This window comes from Colwellia sp. C1TZA3 (genome assembly GCF_007954265.1).
GTDB lineage: Bacteria > Pseudomonadota > Gammaproteobacteria > Enterobacterales > Alteromonadaceae > Cognaticolwellia.
This window is the reverse complement of the sequence record NZ_VOLS01000007.1, coordinates 19,452-42,245: the sequence shown is the minus strand read 5'-3', so window position 1 is coordinate 42,245 and position 22,794 is coordinate 19,452. Positions and strand designations below refer to the sequence as shown.

At 39.2% G+C, this 22,794-nt stretch carries 19 protein-coding genes; 6 read left to right on the top strand and 13 right to left on the bottom strand.

The features are described from left to right. Positions 1–22 precede the first annotated feature (22 nt). Positions 23–1,381: a GTPase HflX gene (hflX, locus tag ESZ39_RS03510; RefSeq protein WP_146878413.1), complete on the top strand. Its 1,359-nt coding sequence runs from the start codon at positions 23–25 to the stop codon at positions 1,379–1,381. A gap of 529 nt (positions 1,382–1,910) precedes the next feature. Here hflX and ESZ39_RS03505 read toward each other — a convergent pair. Beyond that, entirely contained in the window at positions 1,911–2,366 is a 456-nt protein-coding gene (locus ESZ39_RS03505) for a DUF4442 domain-containing protein (protein ID WP_146878412.1), read from the bottom strand. A 211-nt stretch (positions 2,367–2,577) separates the two neighbouring features. On the opposite strand from ESZ39_RS03505, the gene fur reads away from it, so the two are divergent. Next, positions 2,578–3,021 carry a ferric iron uptake transcriptional regulator gene (fur, locus tag ESZ39_RS03500; protein ID WP_146878411.1) on the top strand — a complete coding sequence of 148 codons (444 nt, stop codon included), beginning with the start codon at positions 2,578–2,580 and terminating at the stop codon, positions 3,019–3,021. Between the two features lie 370 nt (positions 3,022–3,391). Here the strand turns inward: fur and ESZ39_RS03495 are convergent, their stop codons facing one another. The 8 genes from ESZ39_RS03495 to ESZ39_RS03460 form a co-directional block, all read right to left on the bottom strand. Continuing rightward, a complete protein-coding gene (locus ESZ39_RS03495; protein WP_146878453.1) occupies positions 3,392–4,501 on the bottom strand; it encodes a HupE/UreJ family protein in 1,110 nt (369 codons plus the stop codon). Between the two features lie 68 nt (positions 4,502–4,569). Beyond that, positions 4,570–5,664: a tetratricopeptide repeat protein gene (locus ESZ39_RS03490; protein ID WP_223270218.1), complete on the bottom strand. Its 1,095-nt coding sequence runs from the start codon at positions 5,662–5,664 to the stop codon at positions 4,570–4,572. Between the two features lie 36 nt (positions 5,665–5,700). Continuing rightward, the gene (locus ESZ39_RS03485) at positions 5,701–6,243 is read right to left on the bottom strand and encodes an Ig-like domain-containing protein (RefSeq protein WP_146878410.1); all 543 of its coding nucleotides are present in this window, start codon (positions 6,241–6,243) and stop codon (positions 5,701–5,703) included. 11 nt (positions 6,244–6,254) lie between these two features. Then, positions 6,255–7,853, bottom strand: coding sequence for a DUF4331 domain-containing protein (locus ESZ39_RS03480; protein ID WP_146878409.1), 1,599 nt, complete (start codon positions 7,851–7,853; stop codon positions 6,255–6,257). Between the two features lie 598 nt (positions 7,854–8,451). Then, positions 8,452–9,150: an anti-sigma factor domain-containing protein gene (locus tag ESZ39_RS03475; protein ID WP_146878408.1), complete on the bottom strand. Its 699-nt coding sequence runs from the start codon at positions 9,148–9,150 to the stop codon at positions 8,452–8,454. Next, the gene (locus ESZ39_RS03470; RefSeq protein WP_146878407.1) at positions 9,147–9,677 is read right to left on the bottom strand and encodes a sigma-70 family RNA polymerase sigma factor; all 531 of its coding nucleotides are present in this window, start codon (positions 9,675–9,677) and stop codon (positions 9,147–9,149) included. Before ESZ39_RS03470 ends, ESZ39_RS03475 begins: the two co-directional genes overlap by 4 nt. A 315-nt stretch (positions 9,678–9,992) precedes the next feature. Further along, on the bottom strand, positions 9,993–10,337 hold the full coding sequence (locus tag ESZ39_RS03465) for a hypothetical protein (RefSeq protein ID WP_146878406.1): 345 nt from the start codon (positions 10,335–10,337) through the stop codon (positions 9,993–9,995). 520 nt (positions 10,338–10,857) lie between these two features. Further along, complete coding sequence (locus tag ESZ39_RS03460) at positions 10,858–11,574, bottom strand: SIMPL domain-containing protein (protein WP_146878405.1); 717 nt, start codon at positions 11,572–11,574, stop codon at positions 10,858–10,860. A 304-nt stretch (positions 11,575–11,878) separates the two neighbouring features. Here ESZ39_RS03460 and ESZ39_RS03455 point away from each other — a divergent pair, with 304 nt between their 5' ends. Further along, the gene (locus ESZ39_RS03455; RefSeq protein WP_146878404.1) at positions 11,879–12,694 is read left to right on the top strand and encodes a mechanosensitive ion channel family protein; all 816 of its coding nucleotides are present in this window, start codon (positions 11,879–11,881) and stop codon (positions 12,692–12,694) included. A gap of 362 nt (positions 12,695–13,056) precedes the next feature. Continuing rightward, a complete protein-coding gene (locus tag ESZ39_RS03450) occupies positions 13,057–14,250 on the top strand; it encodes a serine hydrolase domain-containing protein (RefSeq protein WP_146878403.1) in 1,194 nt (397 codons plus the stop codon). 157 nt (positions 14,251–14,407) lie between these two features. On the opposite strand, the gene ESZ39_RS03445 is transcribed toward ESZ39_RS03450, so the two are convergent. Next, complete coding sequence (locus ESZ39_RS03445) at positions 14,408–15,343, bottom strand: 2-hydroxyacid dehydrogenase (protein WP_146878402.1); 936 nt, start codon at positions 15,341–15,343, stop codon at positions 14,408–14,410. A 141-nt stretch (positions 15,344–15,484) separates the two neighbouring features. Between ESZ39_RS03445 and ESZ39_RS03440 the strand changes: the two genes are divergently transcribed. Next, the gene (locus ESZ39_RS03440; RefSeq protein ID WP_146878401.1) at positions 15,485–16,351 is read left to right on the top strand and encodes a PA4780 family RIO1-like protein kinase; all 867 of its coding nucleotides are present in this window, start codon (positions 15,485–15,487) and stop codon (positions 16,349–16,351) included. A gap of 121 nt (positions 16,352–16,472) precedes the next feature. On the opposite strand, the gene ESZ39_RS03435 is transcribed toward ESZ39_RS03440, so the two are convergent. The 3 genes from ESZ39_RS03435 to ESZ39_RS03425 form a co-directional block, all read right to left on the bottom strand. Next, positions 16,473–17,459 carry a YeiH family protein gene (locus ESZ39_RS03435; RefSeq protein WP_146878400.1) on the bottom strand — a complete coding sequence of 329 codons (987 nt, stop codon included), beginning with the start codon at positions 17,457–17,459 and terminating at the stop codon, positions 16,473–16,475. 163 nt (positions 17,460–17,622) lie between these two features. After that, positions 17,623–18,072, bottom strand: a complete 450-nt coding sequence (locus ESZ39_RS03430; protein ID WP_223270217.1) for a hypothetical protein — start codon at positions 18,070–18,072, stop codon at positions 17,623–17,625. 79 nt (positions 18,073–18,151) lie between these two features. Then, on the bottom strand, positions 18,152–18,814 hold the full coding sequence (locus tag ESZ39_RS03425; protein WP_146878399.1) for a DUF1456 family protein: 663 nt from the start codon (positions 18,812–18,814) through the stop codon (positions 18,152–18,154). 359 nt (positions 18,815–19,173) lie between these two features. On the opposite strand from ESZ39_RS03425, the gene mfd reads away from it, so the two are divergent. After that, entirely contained in the window at positions 19,174–22,683 is a 3,510-nt protein-coding gene (gene mfd / locus ESZ39_RS03420) for a transcription-repair coupling factor (RefSeq protein ID WP_146878398.1), read from the top strand. Positions 22,684–22,794 lie beyond the last annotated feature (111 nt).

The following is a 22,794-nucleotide window of genomic DNA, read 5'->3' as shown; positions in this document are numbered from 1 at the left end:
CGGTGCACTAACATAAATAATTATGCAACTAACAGCAAAAGCATCACTGACTAACGCGTTACTTATTTCTATTTGCACACCACAGTTTAAAGGTGATGAAGCAACCGAGTCACTTGCAGAACTGGCCCGTTTAGTCACTACCTTAGGCTTTAAAGTGGTCGGCACGCAATCGCAAAAGCTGAATTCAACCCAAAAAGTGAATGTACTCGGTTTAGGAAAACTGGCTGAAATAGCGCAGCTCACCGGTAACAAGGGCGTAGTTGAAGGCTTAGAAGAAGAAGAGGATGAAACCGAATTTACCCTTAACCCTGTAGATGTCCCATCGGATAACCTACCGTTTGCCTGTGCTGATGTGGTGGTATTTGATTGTGATTTAAGTCCATCTCAGCTACGTAATGTCGAGAATCAATTAGGCGTAGAGGTGTTTGACCGTACTGGCATTATTATTGAAATATTTAGTCGCCATGCTCGGACCAAAACAGCAAAATTACAAGTTGAAATTGCTCGGCTTAATTATGTCGCACCGCGCCTTCGTGAAACATCAACTGGCGATAAAGAGCGTCAAATGGGTAAAGGCGCTGGCGAAACTACATTAGAGTTAAACCGTCGTGCAGTACGTGACCAACTTGCTGAACTCAAGCGCGAGTTAGTCAGTGTTCAAGACGAAATGAAAGGCCGACGTAGCCAACGTTCTGAGCTTTTTTGTGTCGCTTTGGTGGGCTATACCAACGCGGGCAAATCATCAATGATGCGAGCGATTACCGGTAGTGATGTCGAAGGTGAAAATAAACTTTTTGCCACGCTTGATACTACGGTTCGTGCTTTATTCCCTATCACTCAACCGCGAATATTAGTGTCAGATACCGTCGGTTTTATTAAAAAATTACCGCACGACTTAGTCGCCTCATTTCATTCCACTTTAGCAGAAGCCCATGATGCATCATTATTGTTATATGTAGTTGATGCTGCCGATCCTTCGTTTCGTGCGCAACTCGATGTCGTGCACGAAGTATTGGCAGAAGTCGGTGTTGCGGACAGTAAAAAATTGTTGGTACTAAACAAATCAGATCAACTGAGCACTGAGCAACAACAGGCGCTGATGGAAGAATTTCCTGATGCTATGATGACTTCAACACGTAATCCAGCTGATGTCAGTAAATTGCATAAATATATTGTTGGCGTTGCACAGGATGAGATGATTGAAGACGAAATTATTATCCCGTATACCGCTAAGGGTATTATTGGTGAAATTCGTTCAAATATGAGTGTGGTTAAAGAGGAATATGAATACAGTCATATTAAGCTTACGGTACGTTCAAACGCGATTGATTTAGAAAGGTTAAAAAAGAGCATGTTAGACTTATCAACTGGTGACTCATAAGTCATCAGTCATCAGTCATCAGTCATCAGTCATCAAGTATAGTGCATCAACTGCACAGTAATTAACTACTCTAACGGGAACACATTAATCCATGTGTTCCCATTTTTTATCTAATAAGCAAAATAAAGCTCACACCATGGCTTAGCTAACTTTTAGCCTGGATGATTAAGGTTTTAGCCCTATTATTATACCAAGTTGATTAATTACCTGCTCATTTTTAAAGGTTAAAATGAATAACTACAGCGTTATAAAATCTATAAGGTGAATAACTACTGACTAAATTTTATGCCTTGTATTTATCTATTTTTCCTGATGAAAAAGGTGAGCACTTAAATAATCAAATTGATATTATACCAATCAAATTAATTAATGGTGCAAATTTTAATGAGGGTAAATTTTCAAGAACAAGGCGCTTGATTGAGCAATAGCTGGCTATTGGGATTGAAAGCAACGATGTTATTGGATATTTAGACCATTTAAAAAGATCACTTAGTTAGTTTGATTGGTATTAGTCACTTTATTACAACTATTATGCTGATTTTTTTCTGCGAATATATAACTTTCTATTCAGCTTAGCGACAATTTCGCCTTGCGCGTCTTTAACGTAAACCGGAATTTCAGGTAGATATTTCTCGCCTTGCGCGGTCTGGGTCAAAATATCTGCAATTAAAGCATCGGTGATGATAAATTCTGCGGTTACTGTGCCCTTGCCGGGTTTAATATAGTCGATGTCTGCTGACTTATCCCAAACGATATAATCTTTTCCTAATCGCGCCATCACCAATAACATGCAAAAGGGATCTGTCATTGCATATAACGAACCACCAAAATGTACACCAACCGCATTTTGGTTGAATATGTTTAACTTTAAACGCACTTTGGCTTTACGAAAATCTTCAGAAACATCAACAACGCGAATGCCAGTAAATAAAAATGGCGGCCAAATATTTAATAATAATTTCATTTGCCAAGCTTTTTTAAACATATAATTTCCTCAAAGGCAGTATAAAAACGTGAGTACTCATATAACCCATAAGGTTTAGAATATCATACTCATCAGACCAGCAGAGCATTATGACGTTTTAAGCTAATAAAACCAACAAATTTGATAATCATTTACAACTAGCCCTTTCAACCAAGCTCATAACCCCCTATAATTTTCTATATATTTAAAGCAGATGTAGAGACTAAAATTAATGCCTGAACAAAATGAAGAATTAAAAAGAGCTGGACTAAAAATTACTCTGCCACGCATTAAAATTTTGGCCATTTTACAAAATCCCAATAACCAGCACATCAGTGCTGAAGACGTATACAAACTTTTGCTTGAGCAAAATGAAGAAATTGGTTTGGCGACAGTATATCGCGTATTAAATCAATTTGATGATGCCGGTATTGTCACTCGTCATCATTTTGAAGGCGGGAAATCAGTATTTGAGCTAAGTCATAAAAAACACCATGATCATTTAGTGTGTTTAAATTGCGGTAAAGTGATTGAATTTGAAGACGATGTAATCGAGCAGCGTCAAGAGGATGTTGCTAAGTTGCATAAAGTAAAACTGACCAATCACAGTTTATACTTGTACGGTGAATGTGAAGACGAAGTAGCCTGCGAGAAATTTCGTAAAGCGCAGTCTTAAAGCACAGAAAAAATAACCAATAAAAAGCCCTAGTTATTAACTTAACTAGGGCTTTTTATTTTTAAGAACAACGGCCTATATATAAAATAGTAACTTAATTTATTGCTCACTTAGTGACACTTAAACTAGCATCAAGCTAATACCAATCCCATTAAGTTATTGCTCACTTGTACTAGTTAAAATACCAATCCCATTAAGTTATTACTCACTTGTACTAGTTAAAATAGCTCAAGGCTGTGTTGCTCTCAATCCCAATAGCCAGCTATTGCTCAATCGAGCGCCTTACCTTGAGTTATTTTTCCTGCGCGCAACAAGATCACAAACTTAATGTAATTGGTATAACACCTCTATAGCTGTAATCAAGCCTAACTTACCAACGCTCAATACTCCATTGCACCGCCATCAATGCAATGAATAAAGAACCTAGCGGCATCACGCCTTTGCTATAGAATTTGCTCTTGCGCAGTAAAATTAATACCGGTAGTAGGATAGCTAATATAGCTAACTGGCCAATTTCCACACCAAGATTAAAAGCTAATATACTCAGCAATTGTTGATCAGCAGGTAAACCTAATTCGCCTAATACGCCAGCAAAGCCCATACCGTGTAACAAGCCAAAAGCAAAGGTTAGCCAAGCTAAACGTAGTACTAGAGGCCAAATATTATTTAATGCAGCGAATAAAACCGATAAGGCAATGCCTAGTTCCACCCAACGACTACTTGGGCTTAACCAGCCTAAAGCTGTTGCAGTTAATGTCAGCGAATGGGCCAAAGTAAATGCGCTGATAATCCACACGGTATTGGTTAAAATAACGTTAACACTGGAAATTGCTTGCCACTGCTTGTTTTTACGTTGTAATACCGCCGGCAACAGTAGTGCTAACAAGAACAGAATATGATCAATGCCGATCCAAATATGGATAATGCCTTGATACACAAACTGCTTAAAGGTGGTCAGCCAACTCCCCTCACGTAAATCTATCGCTATTTCTCTGGTGTTATCATCCAAGACAAAACTGTGCATATTGCTGCCATCACCAATGTTTAGCACCATTTCATGGCTACTATCTAAGGCAAATATCGCACTGTATTTTACATTTAATGACCCACTAATAGCACATTGCCCTGAGAAGTCAGTCACAGCAAAAGCCTCGTTAGCATGATCTTGCAAACGCTCTACAAGGTCAAAACGCAGGTTACATGTAAGCTTGTCACGGTTAAGTAATAAATTTTCTGCTAAGTAACTAGCGATCTCAGTTTGGCGACTTTTGACTTCTCCCCACGTTAACTGACCATTAGCATTGAGGTCTAAACCCACCGCTAGTTCTAAATCAGCTAAGCTCAATTGCCATTCGCCATTAATGCGACCCGTATCGTCAATTTCAGCAATAATATAACTAGTACTCAATTGATGCGCTGCCACGGTATTCGCCCATAATAACGACAGTCCGATTAAGCCTATTTTTAACCACTGTTGCATATCTTTTCTCACTACTGTTATTGCTTAATGGAGATAATGTTTATGGCGCTAATGTTTATAGCTGATGCCTACGTCGTACTTTTAGAAGAATTTTGTATTGCCAGTGCGCGTTCGAGTAAACGTTTATCTGGGCCTAATTTAGCTTGTTGCCAATTTATTTTTGCCCAGTGCAAAGCTTTAAGCGGTTCGGGGGCGATGTCTAAGTAATAACGGGCAATATCAGCGGCATGGGCTGTATCATTGCGCTTTAAGCGTATTTCAATACGCTGAGTTAATCGCTGCTGCCACACTTTTTCAGCTGATTTACTAACTGAGTTAATGGCTTGCTCTGCCAAGGCTAAACGCAATAATAATGCATCATCAAAACTGTCACTGGCCATGACAATCGGCCCTAACTTATCTAATACAAGGTTAGCTTGTTGTTGCGCCAAATGAATATCAGCCCATAGCGCCAAATAACTCACCGGCGCTTGTGCTAAAGGAAAACCTGACAAATGCTGAATTGCTTGCTCTGGTAACTGCTGGCGTTGGGCAAGATCAGCCAAAATTTGTTTAAGCCATACATGCTGTTCACGTGGAATATCACCCGCCATATTAACTACGCGTTGTAGTTGCTGATAGCTCTGGGCAACTTGTCCTTGTTCAGCATTAACTTCAAGTACACAGGCTGTGCTTAGCAAAAGACTGCCCTGCCCCAACACTTGTAAACAGGCTCGTTTAGCCGCAACTAAATCACCTTGAACCATATGAATATTGGCTTTCATTAGCCAAGCGGCGACATGATCAGGCTGAAGCTGAAGTATTTCAGAAAGCAGTTTTTGTGCCTGCTCAAACTCATGATAGTGCTGCAATACTGTTGCTGAATAAAATTGTAACTCTAAATCATTAGGTGCTGCTAACAGTAAGGGCTTAAGTAATGCGCTAGCACGGCCATAATAGCGACTGGCTAAACCTGGTTTACTCGCGTCACTGATAAGTTGCGCGATAAATACTTTAGGTTGTTCTGCGGGTTTCGGCACCGTCCAACTGGCAACGATACTTTGGTCTGATTGGGGGACATAGCTTGCTGAATATAAGGGGGTAGCGGTGGTTATAAAAACCAATACTAACAAGTAGCTGATGTAACGTCGCAAGTGAATTAGTATTGGCATATTATTATCCATAAAAAGGCGCCTTCCTTGGCGCAGTCAAGCTCGATTTTACTGCGGCAGCAAATCGTCATATGCTGTTGGATCTTCAACATCTTGCATAAACGCACGACCATTTACGGCCAAAGGTTCATCATTTGGTTGTTGATTAAAAGCTGCACGACTGGTGCTATTAAAAGATACTGTTAGCGCTTCAATAGTAATGTTGACCGTACCAGTAACCGCAGCGTTTACGCCGTCAGTAACTGAAAAAGTAAAACTATCACTACCCGTTACTTCGTTATTAGGTTGGTAAGTAAAACCACCATTGCCGCTAACAGTAACCACACCTAACGTTGCCTGTTGATCAAGACTAAAGCTTAAAGCGTCGCCATCTGCGTCAGTTGCACTTAACATATCGGTAATCGGCGTTTCTGTTTGAGTAATCAAATCTACCGTTATCGTAGTAGGTGCCACATTGGCTGGTGCGCTTGGCTCTTTATAACCATCATTACAGCCTGCAAGTACCAGAGTGGTCGCTAAACTCAACGCTATCACCTTAAGTTTCGGTACTGCGATAATAGCCGAAGCTGTGTTTCGTTTATTATATTGCATTAAAATGCTCCTTATTCAGATTTAGAACCTGGTAACGGCATAGCCAAATATGGAAAGCTAGTACCTGTCATAGATGCATCGCTAGGTGCGCCATCGGTAAACGGTGCATTACCAACACTAGCATCTTCTGGCATACAGAAGCCTAAGTTTGTCGGCTCGCCATTCACTGGAATGTCATGACACAAGGCACCCATCACTACACGAAGTGCAATATCTACTACATCATCACCTGGGCGACGACCATTTGGAAAGCCAGCTAAATCATTTCCAGCTACGCCAAATGCAGATTGCTCGCTAGCTGGCTTAGCCGGAATACCAGTATTTAAGCGCAACATTTCAGAACCTGTAACAATTGATTGCTGGTTAACATTTTCAAAGCCAGTCAAAAATGCCGCAATTAAATCAGTTCGCGGGAAGTTGGTTGGTGCTAGCGTTTCTAAATCAGTGCCAAGTCTAGTGTTTACCGCATCTTTAAACAGAATATTCAGTAATTCAGGTAATGTTGGATGTGTGACATAATCGATAAACTGGCCATCATTACTTGGATGTGAACTAGAGAACTTATCTTTATCTGCTAAACCTATCACCAACTCATTTACTAGCGGTGAACCCAAACGTGAAACCTGAGTCATTGCACCGCCATTAACTTCGGCGTTATCGAAACTAGCATTCGGATTCAAAATTCTTGCTTGTGGCAAACTTGCGCTAGTCCAACTACCAATTACGCCATTACCTTCGCCAATTAAACAAGCTGTTGGTACTTCGATAGCAATACTGGTGACGTTTTTATCAGCTAAATCATCATTCATCGATGACTGAGTAATACCGTCTGGAAAGCCTTCTCCATCGCCATTACCACGAACACTGTCACCTTCAACAGGAACAAAGTTGACTAAGTCAAAAACCTTACCCAAGTTGACAGTAAATGCGTCTTTACGCTGACCAACAAAGACTTTCGCTGGCACGTCACATCCTGGGATGGCTGCTGAGTAAACAAAGCTATCAGCATAAGTTTTATACTCTGCAGCGCTGCCAAATGATTTAGTACCAATATAATCTAGTGGCTTACGAAAACTTGTGCCACCAGTGTCCATATTAGTAACATCGGCAGTAGTGCCGGTGCGCATAGGGCCTGAAGTCATTTTAACTGTGTACTTTTCAGAAAAATTAGCTGCAGCTTGATTATCTGCAGTGATCTTACCTATATTTTTCAGTGGTACACCAACTGATTTTTGTTCACCTTCTGGGCCTACCATCAAGGCAATACCAGCATTGTCGTTACCTAGCATCTGACTGAAATTAAAACTAAAAGTGATATCTTCAACGGCATCGCCGTCGCTGTCGATATGGATGTCATAAGACGCGGCAGGGTCCATCGCGAAATAGTTAGGTCCACCGTAAGCATCTTGTAAAGGGATGTAATTCGCAATTAGGGTGACGTAATCGCCACGCCCTGCTTCGTAACTATTGAATGAATAAAAATCTGTTGAATCTATTGTTGGCATACGCGTGACATTAGGTGCTTCACGATGACTTGATGCTGTAACAGCTTGAGACAAGGTCGCACTCATAATTACCGAGGCAATAAGTGTTAATTTATATTTTTTCATGACGTTTCCTTTTAATTTTATGATTCTTAATGGTACTTTTTTTAGAGTTCATATAGTTAAACGATTGAGATTAAGCATTGGATGCAAAGAAAGTAATCTTTTTTTAAATTAATTATTTTCCAAGCGATTAATCAGTTTAAACACACTAATAAGTCATATTTATCTGCCATATTAAAACGTGTCATAACTTATATACCGCTCTTATTTACCGCAACACCTCTATGCTGTTGTACATTTGTGCTTTTTTATTGATTGTTTTTTCATTCAACTTATAAAACTTAATTAGCTAACACAAACTGAGTTAAGGCTAGCTCACAATGACACTATATGCATTTGTGCTTTTGTCAACTAGGTTAGCTTTCAACTTATGCAGCTTACGCAGCTTGTACTAGCTGGTTAAACTTATGCCGTAATCCCGCTCAATATTTTTTAATGATTGACGATTTATCCAACACATTAATAACAGACCGCTAATGTGTAAATTTATTTCAGGCTGTAAAAAAAAGAGTAAAAAAAAGCGAAACTTACGTTTCGCTTTTCATCTTATTTAGGACAGATCATGTCGTAAGGATACAGCTCATTAGAGCTCACTAATAAACTAAAGCGTAACCAGTTTAGAGGTATATAGCACGGTAGTGGGTGAGCCATTAGGCGAGCCACCTAGAGGCTCTAAACTCACCGCCAAAGCAGCAATTTCAATTTCATCAAACAACTGAGGTTTACTTAAGGTCAACTTACCTGTTTTAGGTAATAAGCCTAAAGAGATAGGCGCTCTACCATCTGCTGGCACTATCCATAATTGATAATCAGCATTGGTTTGCGCCGCTAAGGTTTTAGTCGCTTGAATATCAATAGTTTCTGTGCCAATTTCTAGTGCCCATAACAATTCAGTTTGTTCATTATTCACCAAAGCGAGTTGTTGAGCATCCGGCGCTGATATGGGTGCAACATTGACTAATAACACCGCTAGCACCAAGGCAGCCGCTGACGCTAAACCCGCGATGCTTTGCCAAATTCTTGGCTTGGCCTTAGTTATTGATACCAGATTATTTTTTGCTGGCTCGGTAACAAACCCTAGCTGCTGTTCGATGCGCGGCCAAACTGACACATCAGGTGTCACTGGCGGAATTTTTTCTCCTAAGCCATTTAGGTGCTGCTCCCAAGTATGGGTTGCCTCGCTGATCGGCGAATGTTGCATCATTAATTTTTGAAAGCGCTGACGGGCAGGTCCGCGCAAAGTGCCTAATACATATTCTGCAGCCAAAGCATTTTTGAGGTTTTCAGATAAATAATTCATGAGGTTAAACAACTTTGCAAGCTTGTAAGACCACGTCTTATCCAGCTTTTAACCGTGCCCAGAGGGTTATTTAGGTGTTTAACCACCTCCTGATGGGAGCAGCCATTGAAGTAGGCCAAATAAATAGCCTGGCGTTGCTGCAGATCGAGCTTTTGTAAGCATTTATCTAGTAACAATTGTTCTGCATCATTTATTTGCTCGGGCGTATCAAGATCAAAGCTGTCTTTCTCGATTAATTCATCTTCTTTTCTAATTTTGTTATAGCGCAAAATATCTAACGCCCGATAACGTACTATGCTAATCATCCAAGTCAACACTGTGCCCTTACCCACTCGGTATTCTGATGCGTTATGCCAAATACGCACATAAGCTTCTTGCAACGCTTCTTCGGCTAATTCTTTGCGGGCTAACATTTTCAAACTAACCGCATAAAGCTGTTTACTGGTGGTTTGGTAAAGCGCTGAAAACGCCTTTTTATCGCCTTGAGCTATAGCGCCAAGTAAGGCTAGGTGCTGTTCATGTTCCATGATTTATTACTCTTTTTATGAAGGAATAATTTACTGATAAGGGCAGATAGTATCCTAAATGATAATGATTTACCTACAACTCCAGCTAGTATCAACCGATAAATTATTTTTAAAACAACTCAAAAATTCTTCTTTGAAAAACAAAAAATGCCCTAAAAAGAGCTGTTACCTGCCTAAATTTTTGACAAGATTTATCAGCACTCTCCAACAATAATTATTGAAGAGAGTGAGTTATTATACTAATTTCATCATCAGTTGATATCTTTAACAGGGTCTGTGGCAGCTAGCTGTACTGCGGTAAATAGAAGGTTAACTTCACAAGGTCAACAGTTTTATCGTTGCATAAAGCAGCGCTAAGCTTATCAAAATAAAAACAATTGCGGCCAAGGTAAAAACACTTTTTGCCAAGCGATTTTTCATCTGGGCAAACCAACCTTTGGGTATATCGTCAGTGTTTGGCGTATTAACTAATAACCCTAATATCGCACTTAATAACAGGCTCCATGTGGCTAATAACAAACTCGGTATACCATAACTATTTTGCTCAGCAATAGAGCCATTAAGCAATAAAATTGCAATAAAAACCAGGCCGGCAACAAAGGCAAAATTTAATAACGGTTTGATAAAAAACAAACGCTGCGCCAATTTTTTAACTGTCATGCTTTATGCCTCTTTAACATCGTTTTATACCAATTTGATTAATTAAGTGATCACCTTTTTCATGAGGAAAAATGGATGAATACAAGGCATAAAATTTAGTCAGTAGTTATTCACCTTATAAATTTTATAACGCTGTAGTTATTCATTTTAACCATTAAAAATGAGCAGGTAATTAATCAACTTGGTATTATATGTAGCTTTAGTTAAATTTAATTTAACTTTCATGTCTCATTAATCTGATTTACCAAGCAGTCGTACAATAGTGCGGTTGTCCTGACAGTTTAACGTTTTTACACGCAGACTCAAACCACTAGCTTTATCATTTAAAATAATTATTTATACCAAGTTCTGGACCTAAAGTAGCATTCTATACTTTGGTTTTATAAGCCATGCTACTAAGCTGAAATTACTCTTTTAGCGTCTTGATTTTGAGCTTTAATTTTACTTTTATTATTTATTCTAGAAATTTAAGTGGCTGTTTACTCCATCAAGTAAGCATTTAAAATTAACAGAAGATAGTTTACAGCTCAAGATCAAAGACCACACTGATTGCAGCAGAAAAAACAATATTTTCTTGTAAATAGCGCCCCGGTTTTGCCGAGCTACCTGCCATACGAGTGCTCATTTTATAACCTTCGTTATTAGCGCCATACCTCTGCTCAATGTGAGTTGAATTAGCATTGATACTGTAAATTGCCCCTAAATTTACGCCAAAAGCCTCTGCCAGTGATTTACCTTTAGCTTTAGCATGGCTAACCGCAAGCGCATTAACCTCTTGCTGTAGTTGTTTTTCGTTAGAAGATTTTAATTCGATATTGCGAATAGCATTAATTTTTGCCTTTAAGGCAAAGTCCATAAAGGCATTCAACTTATCTATATTTTTTAATGTCACTGTTAAGCTTCGACGCGCAACATAACCTTCAATTTTATCTTGCTTACCGCGGTTATAAGCGTAACGCACTTCCGTCGAAATATTTGACGCCGAAACATTATCTTCATCAACGTCAAAGTCAGTTAATCCGTCGAGTAAGTTGTTTACGCGTTCATCAACTTCTTTTTTAGCAGCCAAACTGGTTTTTTGCTCACTTTCAACATTTAAATGCACAACCGCAATATCTGGCATTGCCATCAACTCAGCGCTGCCGGTCACGGCAATGTGCCTGTTACCAGGCAAACTGGTATTCGAAAAGGCTAAGGTAGAAAAAATAAGCAGCACAACACAAGTAAATAATTTCATTAAACATCCTATTAAAAAGCCATTTATACTGGCATGGTAAAACACAAGTTCGGTGACTAAGTTTCTAGATTCTTAGTGGTTTATTGTAACAACATACTATTTTATGACAGTATAAATGAACCTTAGCTGAACATTCGCAGAGTACTAGCTAGACAAAAAACATATGATTTTATTATGGCAAATAAATAATCAATCATTAAAGTCATATTTCACTCGATTTGTCGGGTGAAATCATCTACCGTGCACTTTTTAATACCAACGTACATCCTTATTGTAGTTATTGTAGTTACTTACTGAGCAAAACATGATCGAATCTCTTTTAGAAAATAAATCCATAGTCACCGCAGTATTAGCTATCGCTATTATTACGGTAAAGTTAGTTATTACTCGCTTAATTAAACACCGTGCGAAAAAGAAAAAACTAGATAAACGTTTAAGCGTTAACTTACTGAATAATCTTTTTAATTTTGCACTTATTTGTGTGGTATTCAATATTTGGTCGGTCGAGATTCAAAAGTTTGCCTTTTCCATTGCTGCATTTGTTGTGGCGATAGTACTTGTGACACGCGAGTTTATTCAATGCCTTATTGGTTTTATTTATGTGGTATCAAATCGTCCCTTTCGTATTGGTGATTGGATACAAGTGGGCAATTACTGTGGTGAAGTAAACTCTATTGATTGGATCAACTTAACGCTATTAGAAGTTAATATCAGCAATTATCAATTTACCGGTAAAACACTATATATGCCAAATAATCAATTGGTGACATCGGCAATTAAAAACTTAAATTTCCTTAAACGTTACGCCGTTCATCACTTTACTATTACCCGAGATGGTAGCGTCAATCCATTTGAGTTTATTGATACGCTAAAAGTAAAAGCTAACGGCTATTGTGCCGACTTTAATGATGTTGCCGTAAGATATAACCAAGTCATAGAAAGTCGATTTGACATCAAAATTGCAGGGCCAGATCCTCATATTGAAGTCGCCACTTCAGAACTTGGTGATACCCAGATTATTTTCACTATTTTTTGTCCAACCGAGCGCGCAATGGAAATTGAAAATAAACTCACCGCTGACTTCATGAACTTTTGGTTTAGTGCAAAAAGTCATAAATAATCACTGTGTTTTTAAAATAAGCCCTGAACTCAGAATAATAGCCTGAAGTTAAGGGCTTATTGCATTAAACTTTCTGCCATCACAATGCTAAAATGCGATTTAATAAGGTTATTATTAGCGTTTATATAAGCTTGGCAAAAGATGAACACTTAATTAATCAAATTGGTATAACCTATGCTCGCCAGTTACCATTAGCTTTTTTCAAGCCTAGATAAATCATTGACTGTAAGCAAAATATTTATACCTAATCTACTTAAGGGTATAATTTAAGAGCTAATATAAATTTTACAACAAATTAATATTACTTCTTATTTGTACATTAACTGGTTAGAATCACCTGTTTTTTAAAATAGGTTGCCTGCATGTTTTTTCGATTTCTCACATTTTTCTTTACTTTTTCTTTAACGTTAACCTCCTATGCTACTGATCTAAGTAGCTTAAATAAAAAATTATCAGCTAATATTGCCAGTGAATTAAAAAGATTTAGCATCCCGGGCGCGGCATATGCCATTGTTAAAAATAATCAAGTGTTTGCCATGCAAAGCTTTGGCTATATCGATAAGGCGAAAAGCCAAAAGGTTGATAATAACACGGTGTTTCGCCTAGCCTCGGTATCTAAGCCTTTTGCCGCCACTATTACCACGATGTTGGCACAAGAGCAGCAGCTAAATTTATCAGACCCAATCACTAATTATGTGCCTGACTTTGCTTTAGCCACCGAAGGCGCCGCAGATAATATTCAATTAAAGCATCTGCTCAGCCATTCAAGTGGCTTGATGCCAAATTCCTACGATAATTTACTGCATGAAAATTGGAGTATGGAAAAAATAATTAGCCGCTTTAATCGTATTTCACCGATTTGTCAGCCAGCAAAATGTTACGGTTATCAAAATATTGCCTACGGATTTTTGCAACCGGCCATTGAAGCGGTTAGCGCTAAAAGCTACGCTACTTTGCTACAAGAAAGAATTTTCACCCCCTTAAAAATGACCAACGCTTCAGTGGGTATTGATGTATTTTTACAACAGCAAAACACCGCTAAACCGCACATTTTAAGAAAGCGCATAAAAACTGGCAAAAAGAATAGAGCCGGTAGAAATATCAAACGCTATATTTGGCGTACAGTAGATGTTGAGCCTGACTATTATAAAGTTGCTCCAGCCGCAGGTATTAACGCCAGTATTGCTGACTTAGCAAAATGGTTGATTGCCAATTTAGGGCATAACCCTGAGACACTTTCACCGGCACTGCTCACTGAACTCACCACGCCACGTATTAAAACAAAAAAAGATTTGCGCCGCCGATATTGGCGTGAGCATTTAACTGATGCCCACTACGGTTACGGTTGGCGCATTTATCAATTTGACGGTCATCCTATTATTTATCATTCTGGCTGGGTTGCTGGCTTTCGTGCAGATATTGGTTACTCGCCCGAGTTAGATATCGGCTTTGCGGTTTTAATTAATGCAGAATCGAATGTGATTAACAAGATATCGAGCAAATTTTGGTCGCAAGCGCATCAATTACTTATTAATAAGAATAAAAACAAATTTTAACTTCTTACTCAGAAATAAGAGTAATTGCCCTTTGCTGTTTACAACTACCGTTATTGATAGCGCCCAGACTGTAGTTATTACCTTTTGCTATTAAAAGTTTAATCAATAACGACAGAGATACTTTTGTTGGCAACAAAAACCTGTGTTGCTGCTTAGATTAATAACCATTAACTTTACTGACCGATTTGGGTATCTGACCAGTTGCGCGAAAACTTATAATATTTTTAGCGACAATGTCACAAGCGCTGTTAAGGTTTGTTGGCGCAGAGATATGAGGCAAAATAGTAATATCAGGGTGCTGCCAAAGCCCGCTATCAATGCTTAGTGGCTCATGGTCAAAAACATCAAGCACGGCATGGCTTAGGTGTTTACTGTTCAGCGCATTTAACAGTTCATCGGTATTAATGATGCCACCACGGGCAAAATTAATCACGGCACTGCCTTGAGGTAATTGTGCTAATAATTTTTTATTCACCATGCCGCGTGTTGTTGGTGTTAATGGCAATAAACACACTAAAATATCACTTTGCGCGACCATTTCTGCCAAACCACTATTGCCGCTGTAGGTGCCAATGTTAGGTATTTTTTTCGCCGTGCGGCTCCAACCCATAACCTTAAAACCATTTTGTTGTAATTGCCTTGCGCTAACTTGGCCTAATTCGCCTAAGCCAAGAATACCAATACGCCGTTCGCTTGCTGGCACCAGTTGATGCTGCTGCCAGTGCTTATTATGCTGCTGTTTAGCATAACGTGGCATGTCTCGATGAAGATATAAACTCCAGGCTAACACCGCCTCAGACATGGCTCTGCTTAGTGTTGGGTCAATTAAACGCACAACGTCAATCGGCGAATCAGCCAATGACATCATCAAATTCTCAACACCAGCCCAAATACTATGTAGCCAAGTTAAATTTTCAAATTCAGCCAGTAATTCAGTATTAGGGTTGGCAACAATGGCGAGCAGACAGTGTTTTTTGTCTGCCGGTTTAAGCTCAGTAACCGCAATAATGTTTTCATCAGGCAGCGCCTGATTAAGTGCGGCTATCCAGATATTTTCTTCATCTGCAGGTAATTGGCTAATAAATGGGATCATAGGGTTTTGCGTTTATATTGAAGAGATTTTATTATATTACCTCAACATAATACCTAAACCAGACAATGTTTTAAACTTTTGATAAATAAAAGTTATAATTTTGCTCTGGCATCCAACGCCCAACTAAGGTATAACGGCGCTATGAAAGTACCTAAACGCATACAGCCACTTGTAAATGATGGCTTAATAGACGAAGTAATAAGCCAATTAATGAGTGGAAAAGAAGCCACCGTTTATATGGTTCGATGCGGCGATGAAGTTCGTTGCGCTAAAGTTTACAAAGAAGCCATTAAGCGTAGCTTTAAAAAAGCAGCGCAATACCAAGAAGGTCGAAAAAGTAGAAATAGCCGTCGTGCCCGAGCGATGGAAAAAGGTTCAAAATACGGTCGTGACCAACAAGAGTCTGCTTGGCAAAACGCTGAAGTTGACGCACTTTATCAATTGGCAGCAGCTGGCGTTCGTGTGCCGCAACCCTTTGGTTGTTTCGACGGTGTATTATTAATGGAACTTGTCACCGATGATGCTGGTGATGTAGCCCCACGCCTAAACGACGTGGTAATGTCAGCGGAACAAGCACAAGAAGATCACACGCTGGTTATGCATTATGTCCAGTTAATGCTCTGTGCAGGCATTATTCATGGTGACTTATCAGAATTTAATGTTTTAGTTGATGATTATGGTCCGGTTATTATTGATCTACCACAAGCGGTAGATGCATCAGCTAATAATAATGCCAAAGCCATGCTAATGCGTGATGTTGCCAATATGACTAACTATTATGCTCAATTTAGCCCCGCGCTAAAACAAAGCAAGTATGGCCAAGAAATGTGGGCACTATTTGAAAGTGGCGAACTAACAGCAGAATTAGAGCTGACCGGTTTATTCAAAGAAGACACAGCCAGCGCAGACGTTGATACGGTATTAGAAGAAATTAAAGCCGCATTTGAAGAAGAAGAAGCTAGAATAGAGCGTATTAGTGACGCTAATGCTGATGACAGTGACTATTAACATTACTGATAAATAGCAGCTATTTTTTGATGATGCCCAACCTCGTTGTTGGGCATCATTAAGCTAAACTAAACTGAACTAAGTAAGCTTAAGTTAAATCACCTTGCTGCAAGTAATACGGCTAATAAAAAAACATGATACCCGCAATAATCAAACTCGCCAAAAATACTGTTTCACAGCCCATTAACAACACGGGTCGCCAACCAACAGAAAGCACTTGTTTTAATGAAGTTTTAACGCCGATGGCCGCAATAGCAATCACTAATAAGTGACTCGACAGACTCCGAATAAACTCAATCAGCCAAATAGGCAACACCCCGACATTTTTTAAAAATGCCAGCACAAAAAACATAATCAAAAAGCCTGGAATAAAAGCACTAACACCCCCCGACATTTTGCTATTTTGTTCTTTAAAGGCAAAGAATACCATCATGACTATTGGCATTAACAACGCTACTCTGAGCAGCTTAATATAAGTTGCTACATCGCCCGCCTCAGGCGATATGGTATAACCGGCACCAACCACTTGGGCAACATCATGAATAGCACCACCAATAAAAACCCCGGCTAACTCGTCTGATAAACCTAAGTAACTGGCAACAATAGGATAAAATATCATTGCTAAGGTGCTAAAGGTGGTAATACCTATGACGGTAAAAGCAAAGTACTTTTCTTGAGATTTATCGTTTGGCAACACTGTTGAAATCGCGGCTGCCGCTGAAACACCACAAACCGCTACCGCACCACCAGACAATACGCCAAAAATTTTTGACAAGCCTAAAACACGCGCAAACAACACCCCGAAAACTATGGTCAAAGCCATGCTCACCACCACAATTAAGGGTGGAGTAATGCCAAGTGAGACAATATCAGCAAAAGCAATACGCACACCCAATAAACCAACACACAAACGCAATAGCTCTCGTGAGCAAAAGTTAACACCGGGTTGAATATTTATATTGCTGTAAAATGAATGTAGGCTTAAACCCATTAATAACGCAAAGAGTATAATGGGCGCTTGATAACGCGTGGCAACTATTGTGGCGATGACACCAACCAATGAACATAAGCCAATACCTAATAATTTAGCTTGTAAATTTATCAACACTTTAGTTTAACCGTAAGATTTTGTTGCTAAAAAAGAGGGGCTAAATTATACCACTCGTGGTACTAATTTCATTGGTTTTTCTTATGCTAAGCATTAAAGAAGCCTGCAAATTCAAGCTTCAAATATGAAGGTTATAGCGCTTAAACCCCAAGCATAATAACCACTAACTAAACCAATTATTATTATTACCTTTAGCGGCAAAACGCACTAATCCCAAAGCAATAACGATCGCCATAATCGGCATTATTGTGGCACTAGGGCCGTTGACATCGTAAGCATTACTAAAACAAAGTGTATGGAACATTTGCAGCAAAACGCCGATAAATGAAATAACGAACAATTGATAGCAAATGCTTTTTTTCATTATCAAGGCTAGGCTAGCTAAGGCACCAGAAAAAACAGCAACAGCAAAGGCTATGGTTACCCATAATGGCACTGTAGTATAGAGGTCTTGCTCCGCTAGTGGTAATTTGGCCAGCATTTCTGGTGTTATTACTACCTGCCTAATAAAGGCCATAACTCCAAGTAAATTCCACACCAGTGCCATTATAGCACCGGTATAAAACCAGCGAGGTATGGAAGTAATTTCTGAGTTTGGATTACCGTTTGCCATAATATATACCTAATGATCATTTAAAACTGCTAAAAGCCTTAAGTTATTTATAGCACATATATCAATTTTTTAAGCGCTGCTATTCGCCCCAAATATCTTTTGGTTTAAGTTTTAGCACTTTACGTTCACCGGGTTTGCGTTCAACTTTAGTTTTATTTGGGTTAACATAAATTTTACTGGCGTTAGTATTAGCCGAATTATAATTTTTATCCGCTAGAACTTCTTCTAACTTATCTTTAACCTCTTCAACTACCGGGCTTTTTACTTGTTCTTTTGCGCGACGTTGCACATGAAACTTCTTATCAACGCCCTGTAAAAAGTTGCGTAATACCTGATCTTTACATTCACGATAATTTTTATGCTCTGGCTTGCGAGAAAAGGCACTTAGCTCAGGCTTATTTAAACGAAAATTTGCTGATTCCAACATCTCGATAATATCTTCTGCTTTTAAATTAAAAGCAATTTTCAATTTAGTGAGAATAATATTATTGTTTAAACGCTTTTCAACCTTGGCTGGCTCACCTTCTTTTTTACCGCGGCGCTCATTAATAAAGCCATTTAAAAATGCAGCAAAGGTAGTATCAGGGCAATTGACATAAGCGGGGTCTTCTTCTTGCTTTAACCAGTTACTGATTTGATCTCGCGTCACGGTTAAATCACCGGCAGAGAAAATAGCAATAACCTTCTGATCGTTAAAATTAAAGGTATATCTCAGGCGACGTAAAACATCGTTGTTAGTCACAAACTTCTCCAAAAATCCAACGAGTGTCGCTGGTTAGTTTTACTTTTAGGCGTAAGCAGGCTGACATTAGCCTATTTGCTACTAGCGAAACTATAGGTTATTTAATTGCGAGCTATTATACACGCTTTAAATAAGCAGATCTTTACCTGCATGCGCTATTTGTTAATTGAATAATGTTGAAGCGTAAAGGCTTTAAATTTAGCGGTTAAAGATCAGGTAAAACTCATGTTAAGATAGCTTCAATTTTGATATAAACTGCATTCACTGGTGCAAATACTAAAGCTTAAAATACCAAGGCCGCGGTTCAATAAAGTGCTTCACGATGTATTATTTTTAACGCAATTAAATTACGAGCAGTTATGAGCAAAAATGTTAATCTCTTCAATCCGGTATTAGCTAAGAGCTGGGGTAAAAGTGCCGATAAAAAAGTTTGGCAAAATCTACCCGGCAGTAGTGCTACTGTCGCTATTTTTCACGGCGCGTTATCAACGCAACAGCCCATATTACTACTTACTCATGATACGCCATCGGCATTGCGCTTAGAGCAAGAACTCGCCAGCTTAAATCAACAAGCCCAATTACCTATTTGCTTATTCCCTGATTGGGAAACCTTGCCTTACGATACCTTTTCGCCGCACCAAGATATTATTTCCCAGCGTTTAGCGACCTTGTATCAATTATCGCGTATGGATAAAGGCATTGTTATTGTGCCTATTTCAACTTTAATGCAACGTTTAGCACCAAAACAATACATTGAAGCTAATAGTTTAATTATCCAAAAAGGCGATAAAAAAGATTTACATCAATTAAGACAAAGCTTAGAAGCCAGCGGATATCGCTGTGTTGAACAAGTCATGGAGCATGGTGAGTTTTCTGCCCGTGGTGCCATTCTTGATATCTTTCCTATGGGCAGTAAGACGCCATTTCGTTTAGATTTTTTTGATGATGAAATTGACGAAATTCGCTTATTTGATCCAGAAAACCAACGTTCTAGCGACAAAATAGAGGGTATAAATTTATTGCCCGCGCATGAATTTCCAACCGATACTGACGGTACTAACTTATTTCGCAGCCAATACCGCGAACAATTTACCAGCACCATTGACAAAGCATCTATTTACCATCAGGTCAGTAATGGCATTATGCCAGCGGGCATAGAATATTATTTGCCTTTATTTTTTCAGCAAACCAATACTTTATGTGACTACCTTGCTGATAATACCTTAGTCATTATCAGTGGTGATATTGATAAAGCCTTGGCCCATTACTGGACCGACATTGACTATCGCTATGAAGATAGGCGCTACGATCCCACTCGACCACTATTGCCACCAAGCCATTTATTTCTCAATAGTGAAGAGCTCTACAGTGCTTTAAAACCTTTCGATCGAATCAATTTAAAACCTGAAGTCAGCGAAGACGAGTTAAAAACATCACAAGTGCAGTTTGACGTGCACACACTGCCAGATCTGACTATAGATCATAAGTTAAAGCAGCCATTTGAATTACTCAATAACTTTGTTACCAGCAAAGAAACACCAAATAAACTATTATTTGTTGCAGAAAGCCAAGGTCGACGTGAAAGTGTTTTAGAGCTACTAGAGCGTAATCAAACCAAGCCAAGTATCTTTGAAAGTATTGAAGATTTTGTTAACAGCGAGGCACTAATAGGTATTACAGTTAACGCCTTAAGTGCCGGTTTTATTTTTCAAGCCAAAGGCAGCGCGAAAAAAAATGCTATTGCCTTAATAACAGAAGCTGAATTACTCGGCGATCGCGTCCGTCAAACTCGCCGTCGCAATAAACAACAAGAAATTCAGAACGACGCGATATTTAAAAATTTAGCCGAACTAAGTATTGGCCAACCTGTAGTACATATTGATCACGGCATTGGTCGCTACATGGGTCTCCAAACCATTGAAAATGGTGGTATTACCACCGAATTTTTAATGCTCAGTTACGCAAAAGAAGCCAAATTATATGTGCCTGTTGCCTCGCTGCATTTAATTAGTCGCTATTCAGGCGCTGATGCTGACCATGCGCCGTTACATAAACTAGGTAACGACACTTGGAGTAAAGCTAAACAAAAAGCAGCAGAAAAAGTACGTGACGTAGCTGCTGAACTGTTAGATATATATGCCAAACGTGCGAGTAATCATGGCTATAGCTTTAAACAAAATAAAGATGATTATCGCGCTTTTACTGACAGTTTTGGTTTTGAAGAGACCTTTGATCAAGCACAAGCCATCAATGCAGTAATTAGCGACATGTTGTCGCCAAAAGCCATGGACAGATTAGTCTGTGGTGATGTCGGTTTTGGCAAAACAGAAGTGGCTATGCGCGCGGCATTTATCGCGGTGAATGACGGCAAACAAGTAGCGATATTAGTACCAACCACCCTACTTGCTCAACAACACCATGAAAACTTCCGTGATCGCTTTGCCAATTGGCCAATTAACATCGAAGTTTTATCGCGTTTTAGAACCGCAAAGGAACAAAGCGCCATTGTCAAAGAGGTTGAATCTGGCCAAGTAGATATTTTAATTGGTACCCACAAGCTTTTACAAAACAGCATAAAATATAAAGACCTAGGGCTTTTAGTCGTTGATGAAGAGCATAGGTTTGGTGTTAAACAAAAAGAAAAAATAAAACAGCTGCGCGCCAACGTAGATATTTTAACATTGACCGCAACCCCAATCCCACGAACCTTAAATATGGCCATGGGCGGCATGCGCGACTTATCAATAATAGCAACACCACCGGCAAAAAGATTAGCGGTAAAAACTTTTGTCAGAGAACGTGATGACGCCTTAATTCGCGAGTCAATCTTGCGTGAAGTATTGCGTGGTGGTCAAGTCTACTTCTTACATAACAATGTCGACACCATTGATAAAACCGCTGCAGACATTCAAGTATTATTACCCGAAGCGAAAATTATTACCGCTCATGGCCAAATGCGCGAGCGTGAACTTGAACGTGTGATGAACGACTTTTATCACCAACGTTATAATGTGCTGGTCTGTACCACCATTATTGAAACTGGCATCGATGTACCCACGGCTAACACCATTATTATGGACCGAGCTGACCATTTAGGTTTAGCACAACTGCACCAATTACGTGGTCGTGTCGGACGTTCACACCATCAAGCTTACGCCTATTTATTAACCCCACATGAAAAACGTATGACCAAAGATGCGAAAAAACGCCTTGAAGCTATCGCCTCATTAGAAGACTTAGGTGCAGGCTTTACCTTGGCGAGTCACGATCTAGAAATTCGTGGCGCAGGTGAATTATTAGGCGAAGATCAAAGTGGTTCGATGAGCCAAGTCGGTTATACCCTCTACATGGAAATGCTTGATGCCGCCGTTGCCGCGCTAAAGGAAGGCAAAGAATTGTCGCTCGACCAAGTAACAAGAACTCAAACTGAGGTCGATTTACGCGTAGCGGCACTATTACCTAATGACTATATTTTCGATGTAAGTTTACGCTTAAGTTTATATAAACGTATTGCCAGTTGTAAAAATAAACAAGCACTCGATGACGTGCAAGTTGAACTGATAGACCGTTTTGGCTTATTACCACAAGCAGCAAAAAATTTAGTACATATCGCCAAGCTGAAACTTAAAGCACAAAAAATGGGGATTACCCGCATTGATGCAGGGCCTGCTGGCGGTGCATTTGAATTTAGTAGTGAGACCAAAGTAGACCCCATGTTTATTATCGGCTTAATTCAACAACAACCGAAAATATATAAAATGGAAGGTGCTAATAAATTGAAATTTAAACAAGTGACTGAAGATGCAAAATCTCGCTTTATTATGATCGCTACCATGCTAAACGAATTAGCAAATCACCTACGCGCTTAGACACAATAATGATCAATACTTAAAATCAAGATAGTTAACTTTTATATCTAACAGATAACTGATTGACAATATAAGTATTGATCAACTTTTGCTATTATCACTAGGTAAAAT